We start from the raw sequence: 12,485 nt of genomic DNA, 5'->3' as shown, positions 1-12,485 counted from the left end.
ATGTCCAGAGCAGTGAACCTCAGTTCGCCTCGGGCAACCAGATCGTGAAGGTCGTTCCCTTGCCCGGGGCGCTCTCGGCGACCAGGGTCCCGCCTTGGCGGGTGACCAGGGTCTGGCTGATCGACAGTCCGAGACCGGTGCCCTCGCGACGCTTGGTGGTGAAGAACGGATCGAAGATGCGCTGCATCACCTCGGGCGCCATGCCGATCCCGGTGTCGATCACCTGAATGACGATGCCGGGGCGGTCATCGCGGTCCTCGTCGCGGCTCACGAGCCCGAGACGACCGCCGTCGGGCATAGCATGGATGGCATTGACGATCAGATTGATCAGGACCTGCTGCAGCTCCGTGCGGTTCATCAGGACGCACCGGCTCGCCCGATCGTCGCGCTCGACGGTGATCTCGGCTTTGTTGAGCAGATGCTGGACGAGGGGCAGGCAGTCCGAGATCACCTCGGCGACCACGTGCCTGTCGACATAACCGGCATACTCCTCAGGCTTGGCGAACTGCAGCAGCTTGGTGACGATCTGGTTCACCCGGTGGATCTGCTCGTCGATCAGCCTGAACTCGGTCGCCAGTTCATCGGCGCGCTCTCCGAGCACGCTGCGCACGACGTCGAGATTGCCCTGCATCACCGCGACCGGGTTGTTGATCTCATGCGCGACGCCGGCCGTGATCTCACCGATCGCCGCGAGCTTCTCCGACATGATGAGCTGCTTGGTCGTCGCCTCAAGCTGGCGGTTTGCGAGTTCGAGTTCACGCGTGCGCTCGGCCACCCGGTCGTTGAGCTCATCATTCCAGTTGCGCAATTCGCGGTCGCGCTGCTGCAGTTGGTCGAGCAGACTGTCGAGATGGGTCGCAACAACACCGATCTCGTCGCGCGCACCGGAAAGACCCGAACGGGCACCGAGGTCGCCCGCCTCGACCCGCGCGATCGTGCCGGTCATGCGCTCCAGCGGCTTGAAGATCGCCCGCGCCCAGCGCAGGAAGATCGGCACGCTTGCGGCAGTCACCACGAGGAAGGCGAAGGCAATCCCGACGATCGTTTCGGTCTTCGCCCGGGCGAACGGCGCCTCCAGGAAACCGACATAAAGCATGCCGACCCGCTTGCCGTAGCTGTCGCTGATCGGTTCATAGGCCGAGACATACCAGTCGTTGACGACGAAAGCGCTGTCGAGCCAGACGCGCCCCTGATCGAGAACAGTCGAGCGGACCGCAGCAGAAACCCGCGTACCGAGTGCGCGCCGATCCTCGAACAGGCGGACATTGGTGCTGATCCGGACATCCTCGAGGAAAAGCGTCGCAGTGCCCTTGCTTCCCTCCGGCAGGCTCGCCTCGCGGTAGACGAGATCGTTGATCGTGTCGATGAAAACGAGGTTCTGATTGAGCAGGATACCGCCGACCAGCACGGCCTTCGACCCCGGAACCAGTGCCGGGCTCGCGGAATGCACCACCATGCCCCGCGTCTCGGCGGAACGGTCGGTGGCAACCGCATTCGGCGTCGCCACCAGCTCCAGCCTCGCCCGGGCTGCCAGTTGCGGCGAGATCGCCTGAAGCTCCGCTTCGGAAAGGATGTCGATCGCAGTCTTCGCCTCGCCGGCGAAGGCGGAAGCGAGCACCGGCCAATCGGTTCTCACCCGGACGGCATCGGGCCGTTGCGGAAGCCCTATCGCTTCGCCGCCGGGCTCGATGATGAACAGGAAATCAAGCCCGAGCCGCTTGCGATTGTCGTCGAGATAGCTGTTGAGCGCGCCCCGGTCGTCCTTGATCACCGCCTCGCGAAAGGCGACAGACGCGGTCAGCGCATTGAGGTGCTCCCCGGTATTTTCGAGGATCCGCGAGAGATACTGATGTGCAATGGTGAGATCGCCGTTGACCTTGGAGGTAAGCACCGCGTCGAACTTGGCCTCCCACCGCGCCATGGTGACGGCAAGCAGCAGCGGCAGGATCACCAGCGTCGGCAGAAGGGCGATGGCAAGCAGGCGGAAACGGATCGAGCCGCCATTGCCGGGCCTTGTGCCTGCCGCAACCCGCCTAGCCATTCCTGGCCACGAACTTGCGGTCTATCGTCTTGCGGGAAATACCAAGCCGCCGGGCCGCCTCGTCGCGGTCGCCGCCCGTCTCGGCAAGGACTGCCAGGATATGTCGCCGCTCGACCTCTTCCAGGGTTCCCGACAGTGCCGCGACCCCCGGTGTAGCGCCTCCTGAAAAATCGGCAGGGAATCCGCCGAGGATCAGCGACCGCTCGATGAGGTTCCTGAGCTCCCGCACATTTCCAGGCCAGCCATAGGCGGAAAGGGCCGCCCGGACCCGCGTGTCGATCGGCAATGGCGGCATGCCGAGCTGCTGCGAAAGTTTGCGCATGAAGAGTTCCGCAAGCTCGATCACGTCGTTGCCGCGCTCGCTGAGCGGCGGCAGTTTCAGCTGCATCACATTGATGCGATAAAACAGGTCGGCCCTGAACGAACCGTGCTGGACCAGCTTTTCGAGATCCGCATTGGTTGCAAAAACGAAGCGCAGGTCGACCGGCACCTCGCGCTCGGCACCGACCGGACGGACCCGCCGGTCCTCGATCACCCGCAGCAGCTTGCTCTGGGTTGCGAGTGGCATCTCGCCGATCTCGTCGAGAAAGAGCGTGCCGCCCTGGGCATGCAGGAACAGCCCCTCGCGGTCGGCTTCGGCTCCGGTGAAGGCCCCTCGAATATGACCGAAGAGCTCGGACTCGATCACATCCGGCGGGATGGCGGCGCAGTTGACCGGGACGAAGGGTTTCGCCGCGCGGTCGGAAAGGGCATGCAGCGAGCGGGCCGCCACCTCCTTGCCCGTACCGGATGCACCGGTCAGCAACACCGTCGTCGGCAGCGGGGCGACCTTCGCAAGCGTCTCGCGCACCTGTTCGATGGCCGCCGACCCGCCGATCAGCTTGTCGCGAAGCAGGATATGATCGGCGGTGGCCTTCAGCTCGTATCGCAAGACGAAATTTTCACGCTGCAGCCGCATGCGGTCGAGACAGCGGGCGACGGCATTGAGGATCTGGTTGGAACGGAAGGGTTTGAGAACGAAATCGACGGCACCTGCCCTTAGCGCCCGGATCGCCGTTTCAAGGTCCGCATAGGCGGTCATCAGGATCGCATCGGCAAAGAAGCCGATTGCCCGCTGTTCGTTCAGCCAGTCCACGCCGTTCTTGCCGGGCATGATGTTGTCGAGGATGACGACGTCGAAATGGTGCTGATCGAGCTTGCGGGAAGCCTCTTCCGTGTCGGCGGCCTCCTCGATGCGCTTGCACCGCGGCGCCAGTGTCCGGACCAGGAAGTTCCGCATGCCGGGCTCGTCATCGACGACGAGAATGCTCGCCTGCGCAAGCCACGGCCCGAACTCGGGATCCCTTTCGGTCGCCTGGACCTTTCGCGCCGTTTCTGCACGCACCTTGTCGCCCGCCTCCCCACGTTCAACGTCAGGTCATGCATAGCAGAGGTAGCGGCAAACGCCAAAACTATCGGGGGCGTGCGATGCCTTAGGCTGCAACCGGGCGCTTGACCACCTTGGAGGCCTCGATGACCAGCGGCAACAGGCCTTCGCCACCCTTGTCTATATGCTCGAACAGCTGGCGGCGCATCCGGGGTTCCCAGAACTTGTTGATATGATTCGCCACCCCGTCCACGCGCACCGCTTCGGGTTGCGACAGGAAGAATGTGGCGATCTGGTTCGCCATGCGGACGATTTTTTCGTGGGTGTCATGCGACATTGGCAACTGCTCCAGCGACGATGCGCTCCGGTCGTGTGAAAATCTCGAATTCTTCTCCGCGGGCAATGCCTACGAGCGTCATTCCGGCAGCCTCTGCGGTGCGGATCGCCAGCGCCGTCGGTGCCGAAATGGCGACCAGCATGGCCGATCCGAGCGCGGCGGCTTTCTGCACCATTTCCACGGACAGCCGGCTGGTCACGACCACCGCCCCGGACGAACCATCAACGTTCAATTTCAGCACCGCACCCGCCAGCTTGTCGAGCGCGTTGTGCCGGCCGACATCCTCCCGAAGGGCGGTGAGGCCGCGGCCCGGCACATAGAAGCCGGCACCGTGAACGGCACGCGTCTCGCGATTGAGCCGCTGGCCCTCGTCGACCAGGCGGACGGCCTCGGCGATCTGTGCCGGCGTGATGGTAAAGGTCGAATGATCGACAGACGGCACCTGCCGGGTCGCCTGCTCGATCGACTCGATTCCGCAGAGGCCGCAACCGACGGGCCCCGCCATGTGCCGCCTCCGCGTCGTCAGCGCCGCCGCCGTCCGGTCGGCCAGCACGATCTGCAGGTCGATGCCGTCACCGGCATCGACGGCCTCCAGCGAAACAATGTCGGCGCGATCGGAAATGATGGCCTCGGTCAACGAAAAACCGAATGCGAAATCCTCGAGATCTGCCGGCGTCGCCATCATCACGGCATGCGTCGACCCGCCATAGGAGAAGGCAATCGGCACCTCTTCCGGAACGACGCGGCTTGCCGTGGCAAGCGCGCCGTTGCGGAACTGCAATTCGCGGACGAAAGTGGAGGTCTTCATGGCGTATCGGCCCCACCCATTGGCATATCCTACTCCGCCGCCTCGAGCTTGCCGGCAATACGTCGCGACTGGCGCGACAGGTCTTCGTAATCCTGCTGCCATTCGGACGGACCGTTCGACGGCGAGACCTGCACGGCCGTCACCTTGTATTCCGGGCAATTGGTCGCCCAGTCGGAGAAATCCGTGGTGATGACATTGGCCTGAGTCTCGGGATGATGGAAGGTCGTGTAGACGACCCCCGGCGAAACCCGATCGGTGATCAGAGCACGAAGCGTCGTTTCTCCGGCGCGGCTGGCGAGCCGGACCCAGTCACCCTCCTTGATGCCCCGCTGTTCGGCATCATGCGGATGGATCTCCAGGCGGTCCTCCGCATGCCAGGCGACGTTTTCGGTCCGGCGTGTCTGGGCGCCGACATTGTACTGCGACAGGATGCGGCCAGTGGTCAGCAGCAGCGGGAAGCGCGGGCCAGTGCGTTCATCGGTCGCGACATATTCGGTACGGATGAACTTGCCCTTGCCACGCACGAAACCGTTGACGTGCATGATCGGTGAGCCTTCCGGATACTTTTCGTTGCAGGGCCACTGCACCGAACCCATCTTTTCCAGATAGTCGTAGGAGACATTGGCGAAGCTCGGCGTCGTGGCCGCGATCTCATCCATGATCTCGGACGGATGGCTGTAGTTCCACGGCAGCCCCATGGCCTGCGCCAGCTTCTGCGTGACCTCCCAGTCGCCGAGGCCGTTCTTCGGCGTCATCACCTTGCGGACGCGGTTGATGCGGCGTTCGGCGTTGGTGAACGTGCCGTCCTTTTCGAGGAAGGTCGAACCCGGAAGGAAGACATGGGCATAGTTCGCCGTCTCGTTGAGGAAGAGGTCGTGCACGACGACGCATTCCATGGCGGCGAGACCGGCCGACACATGCTTCGTGTCCGGATCCGACTGCAGAATGTCCTCGCCCTGGATGTAAATGCCCTTGAATGTGCCGTCGACGGCCGCATCCAGCATGTTCGGAATGCGAAGACCCGGCTCGTTGTTGAGAGTGACGCCCCACAATTTCTCGAAGGTCTCGCGCGTCGCGTCGTCGGAGATGTGGCGATAACCGGGAAGCTCATGCGGGAAGGAGCCCATGTCGCAGGAACCCTGGACGTTGTTCTGGCCGCGAAGCGGATTAACGCCAACGCCCGGGCGTCCGATATTGCCGGTTGCCATGGCAAGGTTGGCGATCGCCATGACGGTCGTCGAACCCTGGCTGTGTTCGGTGACGCCGAGGCCGTAATAGATCGCGCCGTTGCCGCCCTTGGCATAAAGACGGGCCGCCCCGCGCACGAGATCGGCCGGCACGCCAGTGAAGGCTTCCGTCTCTTCGGGGCTGTGCTGCGGCTCCGACACGAAGGCGGCCCAGTCCTCGAACTCGGACCAGTCGCACCGCTCGCGAATGAAGGCTTCGTGGAAAAGGCCCTCGGTGACGATGACGTGGGCGAGAGCGGTCACGACCGCGACATTGGTGCCGGGTTTGAGCGGCAGGTGGAAATCGGCCTTGGCATGCACCGAGTTCACAGTCTCGGTCACGCGCGGGTCGAGCACGATGAGCTTGGCACCCTGGCGGATGCGCTTCTTCATGCGCGAGGCGAAGACCGGATGGGCGGCGGAGGGGTTGGCGCCGATCACCATGATGACATCGGAGTATTCGACCGAATCGAAATCCTGCGTGCCGGCTGACGTCCCGAAGGCCTGGCCAAGGCCGTAGCCGGTCGGCGAATGGCAGACACGGGCGCAGGTATCGACGTTGTTGTTGCCGAAGCCGGCCCGGATCAGCTTCTGGACGAGGAAGGTTTCCTCGTTCGTGCAGCGCGACGACGTGATCCCGCCGATCGATTCCCGGCCATACTGGTACTGGATGCGGCGGAACTCGGAAGCCACATGCGCGAAGGCTTCCTCCCAGGTGACTTCACGCCACGGATCGGAGATCTTCTCGCGGATCATCGGATTGAGGATGCGGTCCTTGTGGGTCGCGTAGCCATAGGCAAAGCGGCCCTTCACGCAGGAATGGCCGCGATTGGCCTTGCCGTCCTTCCACGGCACCATGCGCACCAGTTCCTCGCCCCGCATTTCCGCCTTGAACGAGCAGCCGACGCCGCAATAGGCGCAGGTGGTGACGGCCGAGTGCTCCGGCTGGCCGATCTCGATCACTGACTTTTCGGTGAGCGTCGCGGTCGGGCAGGCCTGCACGCAGGCGCCGCAGGACACGCATTCCGATTCCAGGAAATGCTCGTGCGCACCCGGCGACACACGGCTGTCGAAACCGCGTCCCTCGATCGTCAGCGCAAACGTGCCCTGCACTTCCTCGCAGGCACGGACGCAGCGCGAGCACACGATGCATTTCGAAGGATCATAGGTGAAATAGGGATTGCTCTCGTCCTTCGGCATCCAGCGCAGATTGGCCTCGCCGTTCTGCCGTGCCTTGACGTGGTTCTCGCCTTCGTAGCCGTAGCGCACGTCACGCAGGCCCACGGCACCCGCCATGTCCTGCAGCTCGCAGTCGCCGTTCGCCGCACAAGTCAGGCAGTCGAGCGGATGGTCGGAGATATAGAGCTCCATCACGCCCTTGCGGAGCTGCTTCAGCCGCTCTGTCTGGGTGTGGACCACCATGCCAGGAGCGCAAGGAGTGGTGCAAGAAGCCGGCGTGCCATTGCGACCCTCGACCTCGACAAGACAGAGGCGGCAGGAGCCGAAGGCATCCACCATGTCGGTGGCACACAGCTTCGGCACCTGGATGCCGGCCTCCATCGAGGCACGCATCACGGACGTTCCGGCCGCAACGGTGACCTGACGGCCGTCAATGGTGAGCGTCACCGTCTCGGTGGATCGGGACGCGGGCGTGCCGTAGTCGATTTCAGAAACGAGGGACATGGGAACCTCCGGGTAAATCATTCCGCCACACTGCGAGGCCGGGCGGTGAAACTTCAACTCTGCTTATGACTTGCGCTCGGTCAGCGTCGCGGCGACCAGCGCATTGGCATGACCATGGCCGAGACCGTGGGTTTCCTTGAGGAAGGCCACAATCTGCATATGCGCCTTGCCGTCCTGGGCCCGGATGATGTCCTGCCAGTGTGCGATCGGCTTGCCATAGGTCTTCTCGATCGACGGGAAGTAGGACGCCGGTCCCTTCACTTTTTCTGTCCCGCTCATTCGGCAGCCTCCACCAACGGTGCCGGCGCGAAATCATCGGGGAAATGATGAAGCGCGCTCATCACCGGATAAGGCGTGAACCCGCCAAGCGCGCACAACGAACCGAACTTCATCGTGTTGCAGAGATCGGCGAGCAACGCCCTGTTCTTCTCCGGCTCGATGCCCCGGGCGATCAGATCGACCGTCTCGACACCGCGCGTTGAACCGATTCGGCAGGGCGTGCACTTGCCGCAGCTCTCGACGGCGCAGAATTCCATTGCGAAACGCGCCTGTTTCAGCATGTCCGCGGTGTCGTCGAACACCACGATGCCGGCATGGCCGATAAGCCCGTCACGGGCGGCAAACGCCTCGTAGTCGAAGACGGTGTCGAACAGCGACGGCGGGAAATAGGCCCCGAGCGGACCGCCCACCTGAACCGCCTTGACCGGACGGCCGCTCGCCGTGCCGCCACCGATGTCATAGATCAGCTCGCCGAGCGTCAGGCCGAAAGCCGTCTCGTAGAGCCCGCCATGCTTGATGTTGCCCGCCAGCTGGATCGGGATCGTTCCGTGAGAACGGCCGACGCCGTAGTCGCGATAGAAGTTGGCACCACGGTCGAGAATGACCGGAACCGAGGCGAGCGAGATCACGTTGTTGACCACCGTCGGCCGACCGAAGAGGCCCTGCAGCGCCGGCAGCGGCGGCTTGGCGCGAACGATGCCCCGCTTGCCTTCGAGCGAATTGAGGAGCGAGGTTTCCTCACCGCAGACATAGGCGCCGGCACCCATCCGGACTTCCATGTCGAAGGCGTAGGAAGATCCCATGACGGACGGACCAAGGATGCCGGCCACACGGGCGATGTCCACCGCGGCCCGCATGGTGCGGATGGCATGCGGATATTCGGAACGGGTATAGATATAGCCCTTGGTCGCGCCGGTGGCGATGCCGGCGATCACCATGCCTTCGATCAGCACGAAGGGATCGCCCTCCATGATCATCCGGTCGGAGAAAGTGCCGCTGTCGCCCTCGTCGGCATTGCAAACGATGTATTTTTGCGGACCGGCGGCATCGGCGACGGTCTTCCACTTGATGCCGGTCGGGAAGCCGGCGCCGCCGCGTCCGCGCAGGCCGCTGTCGGTGACGGTCTTGACGATCGCCGCGGGGCCCATGGCGATGGCCTTTTCGAGCCCCTTCAGACCCTCGTAGTGACGATAGTCGGCGAGCGACAACGGATCGGTCACGCCGCAGCGGGAAAAGGTGAGCCGCGTCTGGCGCGCGAGATAAGGAATATCCTTGGTCAGCCCGTGACAGAGCGGGTGATCACCACCGCCCAGGAAATCGGCATCGAACAGGCCGGCAACGTCGGCAACGGTCACCGGACCATAGCCGATACGGCCACGTCCGGTGCGGACCTCGACGAACGGCTCGAGCCAGAGCAGCCCGCGGGAACCGTTGCGGACCACGGTCACGTCGAGACCACGGGCGAGAGCCTCCGCCTCGATGGCGGCGGCCACCTTGTCGGCGCCGACGGCGACGGACGCCGCGTCGCGGGGAACGAAAATCGTAACGCTCATCGGCGCGCCTCCCCGACCAGCGCCTCGAGACAGTCGGCATCCAGCCGTCCGTGAAGCTCGTCGTCGAGCATGGCTGCCGGCGCACAGGCGCACAGGCCGAGACAATAGACCGGCTCCAGCGTCACGGCGCCATCCGGCGTGGTCTCGTGGAAATCGATGCCGAGCAGCGCACGAGCGCGATCGGCCAGCGCATCGCCGCCTCGCGACTGGCAGGCCTCGGCACGACAGAGCTTCAGGACATGACGGCCCGAGGGATGCGTCCGGAAATCGTGATAGAAGGAGATCACACCATGGACTTCGGCGCGCGAGAGGTTCAGCGCTTCGGCAAGCACGGGTTTCACTTCGTCCGGCACATAGCCGAAGCTTTCCTGAATCGAATGCAGGATCGGCAGAAGCGGTCCTTCCAGACCTTTCAATTCCGCCACGATCGCTTGCGTGCGGGAAACCAAATCATCCGCAGATGACCGTATATTCATGATCAGCCCTCCCAAACCGACACGAACATCGCCAACCAGAGGAGCCAATGAGAAGCGAATGTCAGCCGATTTTCAATGTTTACGCGCTGGCGAAGTCCGCTTTCCTGCAGAACTCTTTGACATTCTGATAGAATGCGCCCGCGAGCCGGGCGCGGTCAATAAAGCAGTCACGTGAATTGATAGAAGATTTCTATTGAAATGCCTGCAGGTCGGAAAGCCGCCGCGCCTCGTGCAACAAGGCCGACACCAGCGGCGTAAAGGGCTCGCGATATTGCGCGACCAGGCCGACCGAATGTGCCGCGTCCGGTTCGGTGATCGGGATCATCATGATCTCTTTGGAAAAGCCGAAGGATTCCGCCACATTGCGCGGCATGATCGAGGCCCAGCGGCCGGTGCGTATATGCGAAAAGAGCACGATCATCGAGTTCGATTCGAGCGTCGGCTTTGGCGAGGCTCCAGCCTCCGCCATATGCTGATTGATGATGCGACGGTTCTGCATGTCGGCCGTCAATAGACAAAGCCGAAGATCGGCAACCTCCCGCCAGGTCACTTCGTCGCGATCGCTGAGCGGCGTGCCAGCGGCGGTGATGAGATGATAGCGCTCCTCGTAGAGCGGTACGGACGTCACGCGGCCGAGCGGCTCGTTGTCGAGATAGGTGATGCCGGCGTCGACTTCGAGATTTTCAAGCAGGCTCAAGACCTGCAGCGAGGTGCGGGAACTGACCGAAAAAGTTACGTCCGGGTGCTTTTCCTGGAAGGGCCCAGTGATGCGCGGCACCATGGAAAGGGCCGTCGGGATCACCGCGATGCGGATGTGGCCCGCAAGACCCCGCCGCGCCGCGCGCATCTCCTCGCGCATAGTGCGGGCGTCGCCGACGATCCGGCGCGCCCATTCGAGCACGCGCTGCCCCTCGGGCGTCAGGCCCTGATAGCGGGATCCGCGCTGCACCAGCATCACGCCGAGTTGATCCTCCAACTGCCGGATCGCCGCCGACAATGTCGGCTGCGTGATGCCGCACTCCTCCGCCGCCCGGCCGAAATGCTGGGCGCGCGCCAGCGCGATGAAGAATTCAAGCTTGTCGATCATCGGCTCTCCTTGGCCGTGACACTAGGGCCGAAGCGATCCGGGCGCAAATGGCGCGGTGACGGGATGCCATGGAGAGATCGGAGGACCGTCGCCTCGAACGGGTTCAGTCGTCGGCAGACGCGACCGGAGCAAAGGGCACGACCGTGCGCGGCTCGCAATACATGCTGTAGAGGACCGAAATCAGCTCGTTGAGTGCGGGATCGGCGATCATGTAGTAGATGAGCCGGCCCTCGCGGCGCGTCTGGACGATCTGTTCCAGCCGGAGACGCGCGAGCTGTTGCGACACCACCGCCTGCTGTAGGCCCAGGATCCCTTCGATCTCGCCAACCGTCTTCTCTCCCTGGCTCAGGATGCAGAGGATCAGCAGGCGCGTTTCGTGGGACAGCGCCTTGAGGAGAGTGCTGGCAGCACGGGCTTTCGACATGAAGCCTTCGAGCTGTTCCTTTTCCATCCCGGCCTTGATCTGCGGTAAGTTCATGAAGCGGTCCGACCTCGTGAGATATATACGCAATCGCCTATACGATATCGCGCCGCGCACGAAAATGCCAATAATGCAGGTTTGTGTCGAAGCTTGGTCCGAAAGGCCCATGGTAAACCGGCTTCGCCCGGCTCATGCGTCAGGCGAGCCGGACGGACTCGGCACGTTCCTTGAGGATCGAGGCGCTGCGATTGAGCGACTGATACTCCCCGTCATCGAGATCGGGAAAGAGATCGGCAATCACGCCCCCGGCGCCTATCACCCGCGGGATGGACAGGGCCACGTCTTCGATGTCGGCGACCTTCGCCGTGACGATCGATACCGAAAGGACGTCGCATTGGTCCTGGGCGATCGCCTTGACGATCCGCGCCAGACCCGCCCCGATCCCGTAATAGGTCGATCCCTTGCCGTTGATGATCTTGTAGGCCGCATTGCGCACACCGTCATCGATCGACAACCGGACTTCGTCGGTCAGGGGCTTGACCACCTGATCGGCAAACGAGCCGAGCGCGATCGAACCGGCCCGGGCACTGGACCAGGCCAGAACCTCGCTGTCTCCATGCTCCCCGAGCACATAGGCATGCACCGACTGCGGCGAGATCCCGAGATGACGGCCGACCAGGCTGCGGAAGCGCGCCGTATCGAGAATGGTGCCCGAGCCGATGACCCGCTGCGGCGGCAGGCCGGAAAGGCGAGTGGCGATCTGGGTCATGATGTCAACCGGATTGGAGGCGATCAGCAGGATCGCCTCGGGTGCCACCCTGAGCACGGCTGCGACCACATCGCGAAACACCGCGGCATTGCGCTCCAGAAGTTCCAGCCGGCTCTCGCCGGGTTTCTGGCTGACGCCGGCAGCGATGATCACCACGCGTGCCCCGGCCAGCGCAGCGTAGTCCCCGGCAATCACCGTGGTCGCCGAGACGAAAGGCACGGCATGGGAGATGTCCTCCGCCTGGGCAAGGGCGAGGGCGGCATTCTTGTCGACCAGCACGAGGTCGCTGGCAATGCCCATGAGGGCAAGGGCGTAGCCCGCCGAGCTTCCGACCATGCCCGCCCCGACGATACCGACTTTCATGATCCCGGATCTCCCTCGTTCAATTCCGTTGGCCGAAACGGCCATGCCGTCCGCCGCGCGCTGATCCTAGTCGAAG

Annotated in this window: 11 protein-coding genes; all 11 read right to left on the bottom strand. The window is 63.6% G+C overall.

The window, feature by feature from the left end; translation table 11 throughout:
* Positions 1-19 precede the first annotated feature (19 nt).
* The 11 genes from HHL25_RS17050 to HHL25_RS17000 all read right to left on the bottom strand — a co-directional run bounded on the left by HHL25_RS17050 (position 20) and on the right by HHL25_RS17000 (position 12,409).
* Positions 20-2,041, bottom strand: a complete 2,022-nt coding sequence (locus HHL25_RS17050) for a sensor histidine kinase (RefSeq protein WP_169593796.1) — start codon at positions 2,039-2,041, stop codon at positions 20-22.
* Positions 2,034-3,425, bottom strand: coding sequence for a sigma-54-dependent transcriptional regulator (locus tag HHL25_RS17045; RefSeq protein WP_169593795.1), 1,392 nt, complete (start codon positions 3,423-3,425; stop codon positions 2,034-2,036). The genes HHL25_RS17050 and HHL25_RS17045 overlap by 8 nt, the downstream gene beginning before the upstream one ends.
* Positions 3,426-3,513: 88 nt before the next feature.
* The gene (locus HHL25_RS17040; RefSeq protein ID WP_246701859.1) at positions 3,514-3,744 is read right to left on the bottom strand and encodes a formate dehydrogenase subunit delta; all 231 of its coding nucleotides are present in this window, start codon (positions 3,742-3,744) and stop codon (positions 3,514-3,516) included.
* Complete coding sequence (gene fdhD / locus HHL25_RS17035; RefSeq protein WP_169593791.1) at positions 3,734-4,552, bottom strand: formate dehydrogenase accessory sulfurtransferase FdhD; 819 nt, start codon at positions 4,550-4,552, stop codon at positions 3,734-3,736. The genes HHL25_RS17040 and fdhD overlap by 11 nt, the downstream gene beginning before the upstream one ends.
* A gap of 29 nt (positions 4,553-4,581) precedes the next feature.
* Positions 4,582-7,461, bottom strand: coding sequence for a formate dehydrogenase subunit alpha (gene fdhF / locus HHL25_RS17030; RefSeq protein ID WP_169593789.1), 2,880 nt, complete (start codon positions 7,459-7,461; stop codon positions 4,582-4,584).
* A gap of 63 nt (positions 7,462-7,524) precedes the next feature.
* A complete protein-coding gene (locus tag HHL25_RS17025; RefSeq protein ID WP_169593787.1) occupies positions 7,525-7,740 on the bottom strand; it encodes a DUF4287 domain-containing protein in 216 nt (71 codons plus the stop codon).
* On the bottom strand, positions 7,737-9,293 hold the full coding sequence (locus HHL25_RS17020) for a formate dehydrogenase beta subunit (RefSeq protein WP_169593786.1): 1,557 nt from the start codon (positions 9,291-9,293) through the stop codon (positions 7,737-7,739). The genes HHL25_RS17025 and HHL25_RS17020 overlap by 4 nt, the downstream gene beginning before the upstream one ends.
* Complete coding sequence (locus HHL25_RS17015) at positions 9,290-9,769, bottom strand: formate dehydrogenase subunit gamma (protein WP_169593784.1); 480 nt, start codon at positions 9,767-9,769, stop codon at positions 9,290-9,292. The genes HHL25_RS17020 and HHL25_RS17015 overlap by 4 nt, the downstream gene beginning before the upstream one ends.
* A gap of 190 nt (positions 9,770-9,959) precedes the next feature.
* Positions 9,960-10,856 carry a LysR family transcriptional regulator gene (locus HHL25_RS17010; protein WP_169593782.1) on the bottom strand — a complete coding sequence of 299 codons (897 nt, stop codon included), beginning with the start codon at positions 10,854-10,856 and terminating at the stop codon, positions 9,960-9,962.
* 103 nt (positions 10,857-10,959) lie between these two features.
* Positions 10,960-11,334: an ArsR/SmtB family transcription factor gene (locus HHL25_RS17005; RefSeq protein WP_169593780.1), complete on the bottom strand. Its 375-nt coding sequence runs from the start codon at positions 11,332-11,334 to the stop codon at positions 10,960-10,962.
* 139 nt (positions 11,335-11,473) lie between these two features.
* Positions 11,474-12,409 carry an L-lactate dehydrogenase gene (locus HHL25_RS17000; RefSeq protein WP_169593778.1) on the bottom strand — a complete coding sequence of 312 codons (936 nt, stop codon included), beginning with the start codon at positions 12,407-12,409 and terminating at the stop codon, positions 11,474-11,476.
* Positions 12,410-12,485: the final 76 nt, after the last annotated feature.

Source organism: Rhizobium terricola (genome assembly GCF_012927355.1).
GTDB classification, from domain to species: domain Bacteria; phylum Pseudomonadota; class Alphaproteobacteria; order Rhizobiales; family Rhizobiaceae; genus Allorhizobium; species Allorhizobium terricola.
Note: the sequence above shows the minus strand (reverse complement) of the source record. Positions and strands in the feature narration are given on the sequence as shown.

What these genes read in the sequence shown, in the direction of transcription:
- fdhD (WP_169593791.1), bottom strand. Translation starts at nt 4,552, where the DNA reads ATGAAGACCTCCACTTTCGTCCGCGAATTGCAGTTCCGCAACGGCGCG.
- HHL25_RS17000 (WP_169593778.1), bottom strand. Translation starts at nt 12,409, where the DNA reads ATGAAAGTCGGTATCGTCGGGGCGGGCATGGTCGGAAGCTCGGCGGGC.
- HHL25_RS17025 (WP_169593787.1), bottom strand. Translation starts at nt 7,740, where the DNA reads ATGAGCGGGACAGAAAAAGTGAAGGGACCGGCGTCCTACTTCCCGTCG.
- fdhF (WP_169593789.1), bottom strand. Translation starts at nt 7,461, where the DNA reads ATGTCCCTCGTTTCTGAAATCGACTACGGCACGCCCGCGTCCCGATCC.
- HHL25_RS17005 (WP_169593780.1), bottom strand. Translation starts at nt 11,334, where the DNA reads ATGAACTTACCGCAGATCAAGGCCGGGATGGAAAAGGAACAGCTCGAA.
- HHL25_RS17020 (WP_169593786.1), bottom strand. Translation starts at nt 9,293, where the DNA reads ATGAGCGTTACGATTTTCGTTCCCCGCGACGCGGCGTCCGTCGCCGTC.
- HHL25_RS17050 (WP_169593796.1), bottom strand. Translation starts at nt 2,041, where the DNA reads ATGGCTAGGCGGGTTGCGGCAGGCACAAGGCCCGGCAATGGCGGCTCG.
- HHL25_RS17015 (WP_169593784.1), bottom strand. Translation starts at nt 9,769, where the DNA reads ATGAATATACGGTCATCTGCGGATGATTTGGTTTCCCGCACGCAAGCG.
- HHL25_RS17010 (WP_169593782.1), bottom strand. Translation starts at nt 10,856, where the DNA reads ATGATCGACAAGCTTGAATTCTTCATCGCGCTGGCGCGCGCCCAGCAT.
- HHL25_RS17040 (WP_246701859.1), bottom strand. Translation starts at nt 3,744, where the DNA reads ATGTCGCATGACACCCACGAAAAAATCGTCCGCATGGCGAACCAGATC.